This window comes from Streptococcus sanguinis (assembly GCF_020729725.1).
In the GTDB taxonomy this organism is placed as follows: Bacteria; Bacillota; Bacilli; order Lactobacillales; family Streptococcaceae; genus Streptococcus; species Streptococcus sanguinis_V.
Window position 1 is genome coordinate 1 of the sequence record NZ_JAJEPA010000012.1, and the last position, 13,584, is coordinate 13,584.

Annotated in this window: 11 protein-coding genes, 12 tRNA genes and 2 rRNA genes; 23 read left to right on the forward strand and 2 right to left on the reverse strand. The window is 43.9% G+C overall.

Annotated elements, in window-relative coordinates:
• The 22 genes from K4I03_RS05325 to K4I03_RS05430 form a co-directional block, all read left to right on the forward strand.
• Positions 1-191: ribosomal RNA gene (locus tag K4I03_RS05325) — 23S ribosomal RNA — on the forward strand; the annotation flags it as partial.
• 116 nt (positions 192-307) lie between these two features.
• Positions 308-423, forward strand: a 5S ribosomal RNA gene (rrf, locus tag K4I03_RS05330).
• 104 nt (positions 424-527) lie between these two features.
• Positions 528-600 (forward strand) — tRNA-Val (locus tag K4I03_RS05335).
• Between the two features lie 7 nt (positions 601-607).
• A tRNA-Gly gene (locus K4I03_RS05340) sits at positions 608-678 on the forward strand.
• Between the two features lie 33 nt (positions 679-711).
• Positions 712-785: transfer RNA gene (locus tag K4I03_RS05345), tRNA-Ile, on the forward strand.
• A gap of 15 nt (positions 786-800) precedes the next feature.
• Positions 801-872 (forward strand) — tRNA-Glu (locus K4I03_RS05350).
• Positions 873-879: 7 nt separating this feature from the next.
• Positions 880-969 (forward strand) — tRNA-Ser (locus tag K4I03_RS05355).
• 19 nt (positions 970-988) lie between these two features.
• Positions 989-1,062: transfer RNA gene (locus K4I03_RS05360), tRNA-Met, on the forward strand.
• A gap of 5 nt (positions 1,063-1,067) precedes the next feature.
• Positions 1,068-1,140: transfer RNA gene (locus K4I03_RS05365), tRNA-Phe, on the forward strand.
• A 13-nt stretch (positions 1,141-1,153) separates the two neighbouring features.
• A tRNA-Tyr gene (locus tag K4I03_RS05370) sits at positions 1,154-1,234 on the forward strand.
• An 8-nt stretch (positions 1,235-1,242) separates the two neighbouring features.
• A tRNA-Trp gene (locus K4I03_RS05375) sits at positions 1,243-1,313 on the forward strand.
• Between the two features lie 10 nt (positions 1,314-1,323).
• Positions 1,324-1,396, forward strand: a tRNA-His gene (locus tag K4I03_RS05380).
• A gap of 13 nt (positions 1,397-1,409) precedes the next feature.
• Positions 1,410-1,481, forward strand: a tRNA-Gln gene (locus K4I03_RS05385).
• A gap of 12 nt (positions 1,482-1,493) precedes the next feature.
• A tRNA-Leu gene (locus K4I03_RS05390) sits at positions 1,494-1,577 on the forward strand.
• Positions 1,578-1,935: 358 nt separating this feature from the next.
• A complete protein-coding gene (locus K4I03_RS05395) occupies positions 1,936-2,379 on the forward strand; it encodes a zinc-dependent MarR family transcriptional regulator (protein ID WP_227963955.1) in 444 nt (147 codons plus the stop codon).
• A complete protein-coding gene (locus K4I03_RS05400; RefSeq protein ID WP_125434554.1) occupies positions 2,376-3,086 on the forward strand; it encodes a metal ABC transporter ATP-binding protein in 711 nt (236 codons plus the stop codon). The genes K4I03_RS05395 and K4I03_RS05400 overlap by 4 nt, the downstream gene beginning before the upstream one ends.
• Positions 3,079-3,885 carry a metal ABC transporter permease gene (locus tag K4I03_RS05405; protein WP_009659808.1) on the forward strand — a complete coding sequence of 269 codons (807 nt, stop codon included), beginning with the start codon at positions 3,079-3,081 and terminating at the stop codon, positions 3,883-3,885. The genes K4I03_RS05400 and K4I03_RS05405 overlap by 8 nt, the downstream gene beginning before the upstream one ends.
• Before the next feature lie 9 nt (positions 3,886-3,894).
• Positions 3,895-5,397 carry a zinc ABC transporter substrate-binding protein AdcA gene (locus K4I03_RS05410; protein WP_227963956.1) on the forward strand — a complete coding sequence of 501 codons (1,503 nt, stop codon included), beginning with the start codon at positions 3,895-3,897 and terminating at the stop codon, positions 5,395-5,397.
• A 148-nt stretch (positions 5,398-5,545) separates the two neighbouring features.
• Positions 5,546-5,989, forward strand: a complete 444-nt coding sequence (locus K4I03_RS05415) for a CopY/TcrY family copper transport repressor (RefSeq protein WP_004193780.1) — start codon at positions 5,546-5,548, stop codon at positions 5,987-5,989.
• On the forward strand, positions 5,989-8,250 hold the full coding sequence (locus K4I03_RS05420) for a heavy metal translocating P-type ATPase (protein WP_227963957.1): 2,262 nt from the start codon (positions 5,989-5,991) through the stop codon (positions 8,248-8,250). Before K4I03_RS05415 ends, K4I03_RS05420 begins: the two co-directional genes overlap by 1 nt.
• Positions 8,251-8,254: 4 nt before the next feature.
• Positions 8,255-8,473, forward strand: a complete 219-nt coding sequence (locus K4I03_RS05425; protein WP_004193776.1) for a heavy-metal-associated domain-containing protein — start codon at positions 8,255-8,257, stop codon at positions 8,471-8,473.
• A gap of 85 nt (positions 8,474-8,558) precedes the next feature.
• Entirely contained in the window at positions 8,559-9,161 is a 603-nt protein-coding gene (locus K4I03_RS05430) for a DUF6287 domain-containing protein (protein WP_004193774.1), read from the forward strand.
• 142 nt (positions 9,162-9,303) lie between these two features.
• On the opposite strand, the gene K4I03_RS05435 is transcribed toward K4I03_RS05430, so the two are convergent.
• Together K4I03_RS05435 and K4I03_RS05440 are read right to left on the reverse strand one after the other, a co-directional pair.
• The gene (locus tag K4I03_RS05435) at positions 9,304-9,876 is read right to left on the reverse strand and encodes a TetR/AcrR family transcriptional regulator (protein ID WP_227963958.1); all 573 of its coding nucleotides are present in this window, start codon (positions 9,874-9,876) and stop codon (positions 9,304-9,306) included.
• Positions 9,877-10,079: 203 nt separating this feature from the next.
• Positions 10,080-10,682, reverse strand: coding sequence for a TetR/AcrR family transcriptional regulator (locus K4I03_RS05440; protein ID WP_002896831.1), 603 nt, complete (start codon positions 10,680-10,682; stop codon positions 10,080-10,082).
• Positions 10,683-11,037: 355 nt separating this feature from the next.
• Between K4I03_RS05440 and K4I03_RS05445 the strand changes: the two genes are divergently transcribed.
• A complete protein-coding gene (locus tag K4I03_RS05445) occupies positions 11,038-13,431 on the forward strand; it encodes an SIALI-17 repeat-containing surface protein (protein WP_227963959.1) in 2,394 nt (797 codons plus the stop codon).
• Positions 13,432-13,584: the final 153 nt, after the last annotated feature.

Consider the following 13,584-nt stretch of genomic DNA (forward strand, 5'->3'; position numbering starts at 1 on the left):
GCATCGCTGGGTAGCTATGTAGGGAAGGGATAAACGCTGAAAGCATCTAAGTGTGAAACCCACCTCAAGATGAGATTTCCCATAACGCAAGTTAGTAAGAGCCCTGAGAGAAGATCAGGTTGATAGGTTAGGAGTGGAAGTGTGGTGACACATGGAGCGGACTAATACTAATCGCTCGAGGACTTATCCTAGAATAAGAAATTCATCAGAGTGCAGCGAATGGTTTAGAGAAATGTGAGATTTGATATTGTATTCAATTTTGAGTTGACAAGGCCTGTCTGAGAGGGCAGGACAGTTAATTCAATAGTTAAGTGACGATAGCCTAGGAGATACACCTGTACCCATGCCGAACACAGCAGTTAAGCCCTAGAACGCCGGAAGTAGTTGGGGGTTGCCCCCTGTGAGATATGGTAGTCGCTTAGCGAAGGGAGTTTAGCTTAGTTGTAATTGTGAGGAAATCGAAATTACAATCGGCGGATGAGAGAAACGAAGTTTCTCACCGTTGGCTGAGCTAGACTCCACCCTTTGGGAGTTTAGCTCAGCTGGGAGAGCATCTGCCTTACAAGCAGAGGGTCAGCGGTTCGATCCCGTTAACTCCCATATTCAAGCGGGTGTAGTTTAGTGGTAAAACTACAGCCTTCCAAGCTGTTGTCGCGAGTTCGATTCTCGTCACCCGCTTTGAACGATAGTTCATACCAAGTTTTCGAACTTGGGCGCGTAGCTCAGGTGGTTAGAGCGCACGCCTGATAAGCGTGAGGTCGGTGGTTCGAGTCCACTCGTGCCCATTTAAATAATATTATGGTCCGTTGGTCAAGGGGTTAAGACACCGCCTTTTCACGGCGGTAACACGGGTTCGAATCCCGTACGGACTATATATTCGGAGGATTACCCAAGTCCGGCTGAAGGGAACGGTCTTGAAAACCGTCAGGCGTGTAAAAGCGTGCGTGGGTTCGAATCCCACATCCTCCTTAGGGACGAATAGTATTGACGCGGGATGGAGCAGCTAGGTAGCTCGTCGGGCTCATAACCCGAAGGTCGTAGGTTCAAATCCTGCTCCCGCAATAGTTGGCTCGGTAGCTCAGTTGGTAGAGCAATGGATTGAAGCTCCATGTGTCGGCGGTTCGATTCCGTCTCGCGCCATAATTTTATAATCGGAAGGGTAGCGAAGAGGCTAAACGCGGCGGACTGTAAATCCGCTCCTTCGGGTTCGGGGGTTCGAATCCCTCCCCTTCCATAACCTTTACGGGCATAGTTTAAAGGTAGAACTAAGGTCTCCAAAACCTTCAGTGTGGGTTCAATTCCTACTGCCCGTGTTTAAATATGGCGGGTGTGGTGAAGTGGTTAACACACCAGATTGTGGCTCTGGCATGCGTGGGTTCGATCCCCATCACTCGCCTATTTAATATTATTGGGGTATAGCCAAGCGGTAAGGCAAGGGACTTTGACTCCCTCATGCGTTGGTTCGAATCCAGCTACCCCAGTTAAAAACTTGAGCCGGCGTGGCGGAATTGGCAGACGCGCTGGACTCAAAATCCAGTGTCCTCACGGACGTGCCGGTTCGACCCCGGCCGCCGGTATAGCTTAAGTTTAGCGAAGTGTTTAGCTTCGTTTTTTTGTTTTCTCTTTAGTAATTATTTGCAAGCTAAAGCGGAAGATTGAATCTTGATTTTGCTTGTAAATTTACACTTAACTCGTGTAATGGATATGGAAGAATTTCGCCATTCAATGGATTATAAGATCTAGAATGCTAATACGAGGCAGCTTGGTTTGTTCCTTTTATTCTCTGATTGAGTTTTTAGGGCTTAAGAATCTAATTGTCTAATTAAATATTTTTTGTGAAAAGCATCTGAGCTTTACTGAAAATTCTTGACTCTTTTCTTTTTTGTGGTATAATTAACCAGTAAAGCTTTAACTGGTTAAGAGAAGGAGGAGGAAATGACTCATTTAGCGCAGAAGATCGATCAATTTTTAAATGAAGTTATTTTGAAAGCAGAAAATCAGCATGAGATTCTGATTGGTTCTTGCACGAGTGATGTGCCTTTAACCAATACGCAGGAGCATATTTTGATGCTTCTGTCTGAGGAATCTTTGACAAATTCTGATTTGGCAAAAAAACTGAATGTGAGTCAAGCTGCTGTGACTAAGGCTGTGAAATCTTTGGTTCGGCAAGAGATGCTGCGAGCTTTTAAAGATAAGAGAGATGCACGGGTTACCTTTTACCGTTTGACTGAGTTAGCTCAGCCGATTGCAAAGGAACATCAGCATCATCACTCACATACTTTGGAGACGTATCAAAAATTGGCAGAGCAGTTTTCTGCTAGTGAACAGGCGACAATCGCGAAGTTTTTGGAAGCCTTAGTGGGAGAGATTGGCGAATGAGATATATCACAGTGGATAATCTTTCTTTTTACTATGACAAGGAGCCTGTGCTAGAGCATATTCACTATTTTCTAGACAGTGGTGAGTTTGTAACTTTGACGGGGGAAAATGGAGCTGCTAAGACGACGCTTATCAAGGCTAGTTTGGGTATTTTGCAGCCTAAGCATGGGGAAGTGAAGATTTCCAAGACCAATGTGCGAGGCAAGAAATTGCGGATTGCTTATTTGCCTCAGCAGATTGCTAGTTTTAATGCAGGTTTTCCTAGTACGGTATATGAGTTTGTCAAGTCTGGACGTTATCCGCGCAAGGGTTGGTTTCGTCGTTTGAATGAGCATGATGAGGAGCATATCAAGGTAAGTCTGGAGTCGGTTGGAATGTGGGAACATCGGGATAAGCGGATTGGTTCTCTCTCTGGCGGGCAAAAGCAGAGGGCTGTGATTGCTCGGATGTTTGCTTCGGATCCGGATATTTTTGTCCTTGATGAGCCGACAACAGGGATGGATGCAGGCAGCAAGGATGAATTTTACAAGCTCATGCATCATAGTGCTCATCAGCATGGGAAAGCTGTCTTGATGATTACACACGATCCGGAGGAAGTCCGCAAATATGCTGATCGTAACATTCATCTGGTCCGTAATCAGGACTCACCTTGGCGCTGTTTCAATGTGCATGAAAGCGACAATGGACAGGAGGTGAGTCATGCTTAATCTATTTTCCTATGATTTTATGCAGCGAGCCTTCTTGGCAGTTATTGCCATGAGTCTCTTCTCACCGATTCTGGGGACCTTCCTGATTTTACGTCGGCAGAGCCTTATGAGTGACACGCTCAGTCACGTTTCACTGGCAGGTGTAGCTTTTGGTTTGGTTCTTGGACTATCGCCCACTCTCACAACGGTGCTTGTCGTCATTGTCGCAGCAGTCTTTTTAGAGTACCTGCGAACTATCTATAAGAATTTCATGGAAATCGGTACTGCTATTCTCATGTCAACTGGCTTAGCCATTTCCTTGATTGTTATGAGTAAGGGCAAGAGTTCTAGCTCGATGAGTCTGGATCAGTATCTGTTTGGCTCCATTGTGACTATCAGTATGGAGCAGGTGATTTCTCTCTTTGTTATTGCTGCTGTGGTGCTTGTCTTGACCTTCCTCTTCATTCGCCCTATGTACATCTTGACCTTTGATGAGGATACGGCCTTTGTGGATGGGCTGCCTGTGCGTACCATGTCCATTCTCTTTAATATCGTGACGGGTGTTGCGATTGCCCTTATGATTCCAGCTGCGGGAGCCTTGCTAGTTTCGACCATTATGGTCTTGCCGGCCAGTATTGCTCTGCGGATTGGGAAAAATTTCAAATCGGTCATTTTGCTGGCAAATGCCATTGGTTTCTTTGGTATGATTGCCGGACTTTATATTTCTTACTATGCAGAGACGCCAGCTAGTGCCAGCATTACGATTATCTTCGTCGGCTTGTTCTTGCTGGTCAATCTGGTCAAAAAATTTATGAAATAGGAGCAGAAAATGAAAAAAATTAGCTTACTATTAGCAGGTTTACTGAGTATTTTCTTAGTAGCTTGTTCCAATCAAAAAAATGCAGATGGCAAGCCCAATATTGTCACGACTTTTTATCCTGTTTATGAGTTTACCAAGCAGGTGGCTGGAGATGAGGCCAATGTTGAACTTCTAATCGGGGCAGGTACAGAGCCGCATGATTATGAGCCTTCAGCTAAGGCAGTTGCGACGATTCAGGATGCAGATGCCTTTGTCTATGAAAATGAAAACATGGAGACTTGGGTTCCAGATTTGCTAAAAAACTTGAAAAATAAGGAAGAAAAGGTTATCAAGGCGACTGGAAATATGCTCTTGCTGCCTGGTGGTGAAGAGGAAGAAGACCATGACCATGGTGAAGAGGGACATCATCATGCCTATGATCCCCATGTCTGGCTGTCACCGAAGCGGGCTATTAAAATGGTGGAGAACATCCGTGATAGCTTGAGCAAGTCTTATCCTGACAAGAAAGCGGCTTTTGAGAAAAATGCAGCGGCTTATATCAAGAAGCTGGAAGCCTTGGACAAGGAATATGAAGATGGTTTGGCCAATGCCAAGCAAAAGAGCTTTGTTACTCAGCACGCAGCCTTTAACTATCTGGCATTGGACTATGGTTTGAAGCAGGTGCCAATTTCTGGCCTTTCACCAGACAGTGAGCCATCGGCTTCACGCTTGGCTGAATTGACCGAGTATATCAAGAAAAATAAAATCAAGTATATTTACTTTGAAGAGAATGCCTCTCAGGCTCTGGCTTCTACTCTGGCTAAGGAAACAGGAGTAGAACTTGATGTCTTGAATCCGCTGGAAAGCTTGACCGAGGAGCAGACCAAGGACGGAGCAGACTATATTTCTATCATGCAGTCCAATCTAAAGGCTCTCAAGAAAACGACTGACCAAGAGGGAGCGGAGATTGCAACCGAGAAAGAAGAAGACGATAAGACAGTGCAAAACGGCTACTTTGAAGACAGTGCCGTCAAGGATCGTACTTTGTCTGACTATGCTGGCGAGTGGCAGTCTGTTTACCCTTATCTGAAGGACGGTACCTTGGACCAAGTCTTTGACTACAAGGCTAAGCTGACTGGGAAAATGACGGCAGCTGAATACAAGGACTACTATGACAAGGGCTATAAGACAGATGTTTCCAATATCAATATCACAGACAAGACTATGGAATTTGTGGTAGATGGAAAGTCCAAGAAATATACGTATAAATACGTTGGCAAGCACACTCTGACTTACTCTAAGGGAAATCGTGGAGTTCGCTTCATGTTTGAAGCGACAGACGCTGATGCTGGGGAATACAAGTATGTTCAGTTTAGCGACCATAACATTGCACCGACCAAGGCGGCTCATTTCCACATCTTCTATGGCGGTGAGAGCCAGGAAGCACTCTTTGACGAGCTGGAAAACTGGCCAACCTACTATCCAAGTAAGTTGACCGGTCAAGAAATTGCCCAAGAGATGTTGGCGCACTAATATAAATAAAGTAAGAAGACGGGACTATCCCGCCTTCTTTTTTTGCATATCAGGAAATGACGATAAAAACACTTGACAAATTACGATTACAAATGTAAACTAATATAGTGTTAGATTACAAATGTAAATGATAAGGGAATGTTAAACAATGGAACAGCAAAATATTAGCCAAGCAGAATGGCAAGTGATGCGTGTGTTGTGGGCCTATCCACACAGTCGCAGTACAGAGATTATAGCGCGGTTGGAAGCCGATTTTTCCTGGAAACCGGCAACCATCAAGACTCTTTTGAATCGTCTGAAGACCAAAGAATTTATCGCTATGGAAAAAATCGAGGGCAAGTTTTACTACGATGCTCGGATTTTAGAAGCGGACCATCTGGAAAGTACATGGCAGGCGCTTTTTGACAATATCTGTAATACTAAACATGGAGACCTTTTGATTTCGATGATTGAGAGAAGTCAGTTCAGTCAAGGGGACTTGGAGCGGCTCAGTCAGGTCATTGATAAGAAAAGAGCCTCGGCTCCTTTGGAAGTCAAATGCGACTGCCCACAAGGCCAATGTCGTTGCGGTCACGGAAAGGAGACGCATTGATGAGTGAGAAGAAAGAATACAAGCTCTCAGGCATGACCTGCGCTGCCTGTGCTATGACGGTAGAGATGGCGGTCAAGGACTTGGAAACGGTCGAAGATGTCAGTGTCAATCTGGCGACAGAACGTCTCAGTTTGCTGCCTAAGGCAGGATTTGACAGCCAGCAAGTGCTGGATGCTGTAGCCGAGGCTGGTTATCATGCAGAAGAAAAAGGAAAAGACAAACCGTCTGATGTAAGCAAAGAAGCTGTGATTAAAGCTCAGAAATTGCAAAAAAAGAAACAAGAGTTACTGATTCTTTTGATTACGGCTCTGCCCTTACTTTATATCTCTATGGGCAGTATGGTCGGTCTTCATCTGCCTAGCTTCTTGGATCATATGAAGCATCCTTTGGTCTTCGTTCTGTCACAACTGCTTTTGACTCTGCCTGCTGTGTGGATTGGTCGTGGTTTCTATCAGAGGGGATTTCGCAATCTTATCAAGAGGCATCCTAATATGGATAGTTTGATTGCGGTGGGAACCAGCGCAGCATTTTTCTACAGTCTATACTCTGTCAGTCAGGTTTTTCTAGGTCATCATCCCTTTGTTCATCAGCTTTACTTTGAGTCTGTTGCAGTGATTATTACCTTGGTTCTTCTGGGTAAATATCTGGAAAGTTCTGCCAAGGGTCGAACGTCTCAGGCAATTCAGTCTCTGCTTGAGCTAGTGCCTAGTCAGGCGACAGTGATTCGTTATGGTGAAGCTGTGACCATTGATACGGAGGATATCCGAGTTGGGGACATTATCCGTATCAAGCCAGGGGAGCGTATGCCGGTAGACGGCCTTGTGACGGAAGGGCAGACCTTTGTGGATGAGTCCATGATGACTGGTGAAAGTGTCCCGATTGAAAAGAAGGTCGGCGATACCATTACCAGTGCAACAATCAATCAAAATGGTAGTATTGACTACCAAGCAACTAGAGTGGGTTCGGATACGACCTTAGCCCAGATTGTTAGATTGGTGGAGGAAGCGCAAGGGTCTAAGGCTCCAATAGCGGCTTTGGCCGATAAGATTTCGCTTTATTTTGTCCCAATCGTGCTGAGCTTGGCTGCTTTGTCTGCGCTGGGCTGGTATGTTCTAGCTGGTGAGAGCCTTGGCTTTTCTCTGTCAATCTTTATCGCAGTTCTGGTCATTGCCTGCCCTTGTGCGCTGGGATTAGCCACTCCGACAGCCATTATGGTTGGGACTGGTAAAGGGGCTGAAAATGGAATTCTGATTAAGTCTGGTCAAGCTTTGGAAGCAGCTTATCAACTGGATACTATTGTTCTTGATAAGACTGGGACGATTACAGTTGGTAAGCCCAGTCTGACAAATCTGCTGCCCTTGAGTGATTTTAATCGGTCTGACTTGTTGCAACTAATAGCTAGCGCTGAGCAACATTCTGAGCATCCTTTGGCTCAGGCTATCTTGGAAGCTGCTGAAGAGGAGGGGCTTGATTTGCTGCCTGTCATTCATTTTGAGGCCATTGTTGGACGAGGTTTGTCAGCTCAGGTTGAAGGTAAGCATCTTCTGGTGGGAAATGAGTCATTGATGAAAGAAGAGCACATTGATAGCAGTGCCTTTCAAGAACAGTTGTTGGAGCTATCCCAGGAAGGAAAAACAGCCATGTTTGTCGCAATAGATGGACAGCTGGCTGCTATTTTAGCGGTAGCAGATGAAATGAAATCCAGCAGCCTGTCGGCGGTGCAGGAGCTCCAGTCTATGGGACTAGAAGTCATCATGCTGACAGGAGATCGTGAAGAAACCGCGACAGCTATTGCCCAGAAAGCTAGAATCCAAAAAGTCATCGCAGGTGTACTGCCAGATGGTAAGGCGGCAGCTATTAAAAAATTGCAGGAAGCTGGGAAAAAACTGGCTATGGTCGGAGACGGTATCAATGATGCGCCAGCTCTGGTCCAGGCAGATGTAGGAATTGCCATCGGTTCAGGCGCAGATGTAGCTATTGAGTCAGCAGATGTAGTGCTCATGCATAGTGATTTGCAGGATGTAGTCAAGGCTATCAAGCTCAGTCAGGCGACCATCCGTAATATCAAGGAAAATCTTTTCTGGGCATTTGCCTACAATACACTAGGCATCCCGATTGCTATGGGGCTATTGCATCTTTTCGGCGGTCCCTTGCTCAATCCTATGTTGGCTGGTCTAGCCATGAGCTTGAGCTCAGTATCAGTTGTCGTCAATGCACTGCGTCTAGGACGCTTTAAAATAAAGAAATATACGGAGGAATGAATCTATGAAACAAATAGTCCAATTAGAAAACTTATCTTGTCAAAACTGTGTCAAACACGTCACCCAGCACTTCCTATCTATGGAGGAAGTGTCAGATGTGGCGGTAGACCTAGAAAAGCAGGCAGCCCACGTCACGACTGATAAGCCTTATGGTGCATCAGATTATGAAGCAGCTCTGGCAAAAACAATCTACAGGGTTCTGGATGTGGCAGAAGCTGAATGAATAAAGTCAGTAGTTTTGCGCCTGCCCAGTTGCTAGACTTCTTCTTGTAAAAAGCGATAAAATAATCTATAATGTTACTAATCACATGTTTTATCTTACCGTGAGAAAGAGGAGAAAAATGAAGAAAAAAGCTTTACCTTTTTTACTAGCAGGAGCTGCTTTATTAGCTATGACAGCTTGTTCAAAGGGCAGCGCTACGAATCAATCAGAGACGCCTACTAGCAGTACTGGCTCAGTAACAAGTTCTGTGGAGCAGGCATCCAGTCAATCAACTGCAACAGCATCTTCAGCGGCTAGTAGCACTAGCTCAGAGAGTGCGAGCACAGAAAAAACTAAGGAAAAGAAAGAAGCGATGGACATTTCCGCACTTGCAAATGGTAATTATGCCAGCGTTAAAGGAACCTGGCAGGATGCTTCTGGCAACCAGCTTGTTTTTGAGGAAAAGGGCTTGGTTTCAAGTGGTTATGAATTGTATGGAGCTTCTCTGACAGACTATGGGACTGCTGCTGGCGGTGTCTACGGGGGAGAAAGTGGAGGTTTTCTGATTGAGTTTCTTCCCAAGGGAGTTAAGGTCGCAGACAAGGAAAACTTTACAGATAGTTCAGATGTTGGTCAAGATAGAATCTGGACAGGTGTTGGCCTGAATAGCTTTGACGAACAAGGCAGCTTCTATTATCGAGTAGATTAAACGAAGCTTGGTGCTTAATTTTATAGCTTATATGTTGACGAGAGCAGAAGACTATCTGCTCTCTTTTCTTTGGGAGAGTAAGAAATTTTACAGACAAAAAAAGCCTACCTAAACAAGGCGGGCTTCATAATTTTGAGTTGAACTAGGGCTCGCTGTGCGAACTAACAAATTGAGCCATAGGTGTTGAAACGATTGATAGAAATAATTGTGCAAAATCTTCTGAGGGCATAGGTTCTTCTTTGATAATCCATATTTCAATGAGGGAGTTAATCCATCTAACAACAATTTCCGTAGCCATTTCTTTTGGAATTCCCAATTTTTTAGAGTCAATTTCTAAATTTTGCACGACCCACTGAGTGAAGAAGGTAGATAGATAGTCACTCCAGAAAGGATCGATAGCTGTAGTATAGAGCACCCTCATCCATTTCCTATGTTCATAAAGGGTAGGAATCATATGTTTGGCAAAGAAACAGAACGGATTTTCTCCACTTCCTTCTTCGTAGCTTTCATACAGGGGCAAAAACGGAGTCATAATTGTCTGGCGGATGTATTGGATAATGTCTTCAACATTACTAAAATGCTTTTTATAGATAGCCTGGCGCGATAGACCAGCTTGTTTTGCAATCTCTGAAAAAGTAAAATAAGACTTTTCAGGATTTTGCTCTGCCAGCTCAATTAAGGCATTGACGACTTTGTCTCGAGTATCTTGGGGCATAAGTACCTTCCTTCTTTTTTATTAAGTTCTTGCTGGTTTGTCTAAAAATAGAGTAAATCCCAACAAAATAGTTTACCGTTTGTCAACTAAAATGATAACACTTTATAGAGAAAATGTCCAATTATTTTTAAAATTTAATATAAAAAACCAGTCTTCCTTTACAAGGACCAGTTCTGTCATTTCTCTGTTTTTCTTCTAGTTGGTTATGCGATAACAATTTTGTTTGAAGGACCAGCGGGACTATCATAAGCAGCAAAGCTGGTTAGGGGTGAAGATACAAGGTTGAGAAATGTCTTAGAAAACTGCTTGCAAGGAACGGGGTCATCCTGAGTGATCCAATTCTCGATAAGAGAACTAATCCAGCCGGCCAGCAGTTGATTGGCCAGGTCTTCAGGAATACCTAATTTTTGGTGGTCAAGATTTAAATTCTGCTCGATCCAGTCCTTGTAACTGGCAGTAATAAAATCGCTCCACAAGGGATCGACAGAACTAGTATATAATATTTTAATGCGTTGGCGTTGCTCATAAATAGCGGGAAGAATCGTTTGAGCCAAAAAAGTGAAAGGATCTAAGTCCGCTTCAGCATTGTTGCTATTCCAGTTGGGGGCAAAGGCTTGCTTTACCATATCTTGGCGAATGTATTCGATAATTTCAGTAGTGTTATTAAAGTGTCGTTTGTAAATAGCTTGTCTTGACAAACCGGCTTCTTTAGCGATTTCTGTAAAGGTAAAACGCGACCTGTCAGGCTGTTTATCTGCTAATTCAAAAAATGCATCTAAAATCCTATCTCGTGTATTAAGAGCCATAATTTTATCCCTCCTATACCATTTTACTTTTTCTGTCTGAAATAAGCTAGAAAATAGCCCGGAATTTTTACTAAAAAAGTTTACACATTGTTAAATGGAAAAAATTTTAGTTTAATTTCTGGACATCATGTCTGTTTAAAAACTGGACGATTTCACAAAAATGTACATAAATCAAGCCGATAATTCTTTTATTTTAACAAGTTAATATGATAAAATAATAAAAAATCTTATCAGAAGTCAAATAGAAAGTGTAGTTTAAAGATTACCTAATCTGAAAGATTTATGGGAGGTTTGACTGGACTTTTTATTAAGGGTTACTGATCGGGATAATAAACTATGTTCAGGGGAGAATAAAATGAAAAGAACAGAAAAAGTTTTGCGATATTCTATTCGGAAGTCAGTTTTAGGTGTTAGTTCAGTCCTTATTTGTGCTCTGTTTTTAGGTCACAGTATGGTGGCGGCAGATGAGGAGCGGCCAGTGGCAAATGCAGTAGAGACTCCGGTCGCTGCATCGCCAGTAAATCAGGATTTGACAACGGTCAGGGAGGCTGCTAATACGGAAGTAGGTACGTTTCTGGCTGAGAAAGTGACAGTTCTTGGGAATAATCCAAATTTGTCAGCTGAGGAGCTTGCAGCAGCTAAGGAGGAAGTCAATCAAACAGCTGCGAAGGCTCAGAATGAAATTGCTGCAGCTGAGGATAAAGAAAGGATTGATCAAGCTAAGGAAGATGGATTGGCAGACATCAACTCTATCAATCCAGTCGGCAAAGATTTGCTTCTAGATGAAATCCAAAATGGAAAAGCAGAGTTTGATAAACTTGTAGATAGTAGCGATTTACTGCCTGAGGAGCAAAAGAAAAGCTTCCAAGAGTCTGTAAGGAAGAAGGCTGCAGAAGCAGAGGATGCAATTCAGAAATTAGATGTTAATGCAGCAACAGCAGAGCAGGCGGAAGTGATTCAAGAGCAGGCAGTAACCGAGGAAGATAAGTTTTTCAAATTTATAGCAAGTTCAACCGTAGATTTCACTCTGGCTGCCAAATTAGCTGACTTGGAAGCAAATCCTAATCTTTCAGAAGCAGAAAAGAAAGCAGTTAGAGGTGAGATAGAGCAGGTGGTGGAAGCGGCCAAGAAGGCTATTGAAGGAGCAGATTCTCAGGAAGTCTATGACCGGGCAAAAGAAACAGCCATAGCCCACTTAGCTAAGATTCACCCCATTGGCAAAGAGCAGTTCTTAAAAGAAATTCAGGAAGAAAAAACAGCTACTATCGAGGCTGTTGAGAAGAGTCAAAGTCTTTCTGCTGAGGAAAAAACTGCAGCTAAAAAGAAAATTGAAGATGCAGCAGCCATAGCTCAAAAAGCAATTGCAGCTTATAATGCTTGGGTTGAAAGTCCTGATGATGCCGAAAAAATTCAAGAACAGGTAGCGGCAGAGAAGCAAGGTTTGCTAAAAGTTACGACTGGGCTGAAACTAGATCTTGCTCTGTCTGATAAGCTAGCAGACTTACGGAGCAACCCGAATCTGTCAGATGCAGAACGGGCTACGGCTAAAGCTGAAGCGGAAGCAACTCTAGCAGATGCGAAAAGAGCGCTTGAAAAGGCTGATACCGAAGAGGAACTAGAGAGAATTGAGGAAGCTGGCATTGCTAGCTTGGACACGATTCATCCAGTTGGCAAAGACTTGGTTTTAGATGAGCTTGAAGAAGAAGTCGACAAACAGATTGAAGCGATTGAACATCACCAAACACTTTCAGAACTCGATAAAAAGCAAGCTAAAGAAAAGCTTCGAGCAGTATTAAAGACGGTGACAGATGCGATTGCGCAGCTAGATGATAGTGTAGACAGTGCTGAAAAAGCAGAGAAGCTGCAGGAACAGATTGCTGCTGAGCAGACAAAAGCTCTTGAAAATCTAGAAGCGATTGTCAAGAATGCCGCTAAAGCTGAGACAGCTTCTTCTGTTCCAAGTGATTCACCACAGGAAGCTGGGCAAGAATTTAGTGGAGGCGTCAGCGACTCTGAGCCAGCAACGGCAACGGCGTCGGAATATGATTTGTCTAGCCATGAAGTTGGAACTCATCCCGATACAGCTCCGCAGTCTTCAGTACAACCAGAATTCAGTGGCAATGTAAATGATTCAGAAGCACCAACAGCAACACGGCCTGAATTTAGTGGAGGCGTCAGCGACTCTGAGCCAGCAACGGCAACGGCGTCGGAATATGATTTGTCCAGCCATGAAGTTGGAACTCATCCCGATACAGCTCCCCAGGCAACTGCACAAGCAGAATTCAGTGGCAATGTTAGTGATTCAGAAGCGGCAACAGTAACACGGCCTGAATTTACAGGAGGCGTCAATGATTCTGATCCAACTATAACAGAAAACAACGCCTATGATGCTGGCGTTCAGCCATCAGTCAGGAGCGCACATCCAGACAGTGCTCCTCAGATGGCGGCTCTTCCGGAATTTACCGGCGGTGTCAATGCTGCTGACGCGGCAGTAGCGGATGCTTTACCTTCTTACCAAGTAACTAGTGGTATTTTGCCAGCAGTTGATGGGGCCAAATCAGTACAAGAGCAGTCTTCATCAGCTAAGGTCACCCAGCTAGCTCAGCTTAAAAACAAGGAAGGTAAGAGTGGTGCGTCAGTCTTGCCGCATACGGGTCAAGCTTCTAATGCTCTTCTCACAGTTGCAGGAGTTATCAGCGCTTTAGGCGCAGCTGGATTGTCATTCCGTAGTAGAAAAAAGGAAGATTAAGTTTTAAAGAGGCCACTTGGTCTCTTTTTTTATGGAAAAAATTTTCAAAAATCATGCAAACGTTTTACTAAAAATGCTTGAAAAAGTTAAAAAAAAACGATATAATGGACAATGTGAAAGCGCTTTGCAAACGAGAGCTTGAAAGAAAATATT

Excerpts from the sequence above, each read along its gene's own strand:
- K4I03_RS05395 (WP_227963955.1), top strand. The coding sequence starts at position 1,936 with ATGACTCATTTAGCGCAGAAGATCGATCAATTTTTAAATGAAGTTATT.
- K4I03_RS05400 (WP_125434554.1), top strand. The coding sequence starts at position 2,376 with ATGAGATATATCACAGTGGATAATCTTTCTTTTTACTATGACAAGGAG.
- K4I03_RS05405 (WP_009659808.1), top strand. The coding sequence starts at position 3,079 with ATGCTTAATCTATTTTCCTATGATTTTATGCAGCGAGCCTTCTTGGCA.
- K4I03_RS05410 (WP_227963956.1), top strand. The coding sequence starts at position 3,895 with ATGAAAAAAATTAGCTTACTATTAGCAGGTTTACTGAGTATTTTCTTA.
- K4I03_RS05415 (WP_004193780.1), top strand. The coding sequence starts at position 5,546 with ATGGAACAGCAAAATATTAGCCAAGCAGAATGGCAAGTGATGCGTGTG.
- K4I03_RS05420 (WP_227963957.1), top strand. The coding sequence starts at position 5,989 with ATGAGTGAGAAGAAAGAATACAAGCTCTCAGGCATGACCTGCGCTGCC.
- K4I03_RS05425 (WP_004193776.1), top strand. The coding sequence starts at position 8,255 with ATGAAACAAATAGTCCAATTAGAAAACTTATCTTGTCAAAACTGTGTC.
- K4I03_RS05430 (WP_004193774.1), top strand. The coding sequence starts at position 8,559 with ATGTTTTATCTTACCGTGAGAAAGAGGAGAAAAATGAAGAAAAAAGCT.
- K4I03_RS05435 (WP_227963958.1), bottom strand. The coding sequence starts at position 9,876 with ATGCCCCAAGATACTCGAGACAAAGTCGTCAATGCCTTAATTGAGCTG.
- K4I03_RS05440 (WP_002896831.1), bottom strand. The coding sequence starts at position 10,682 with ATGGCTCTTAATACACGAGATAGGATTTTAGATGCATTTTTTGAATTA.
- K4I03_RS05445 (WP_227963959.1), top strand. The coding sequence starts at position 11,038 with ATGAAAAGAACAGAAAAAGTTTTGCGATATTCTATTCGGAAGTCAGTT.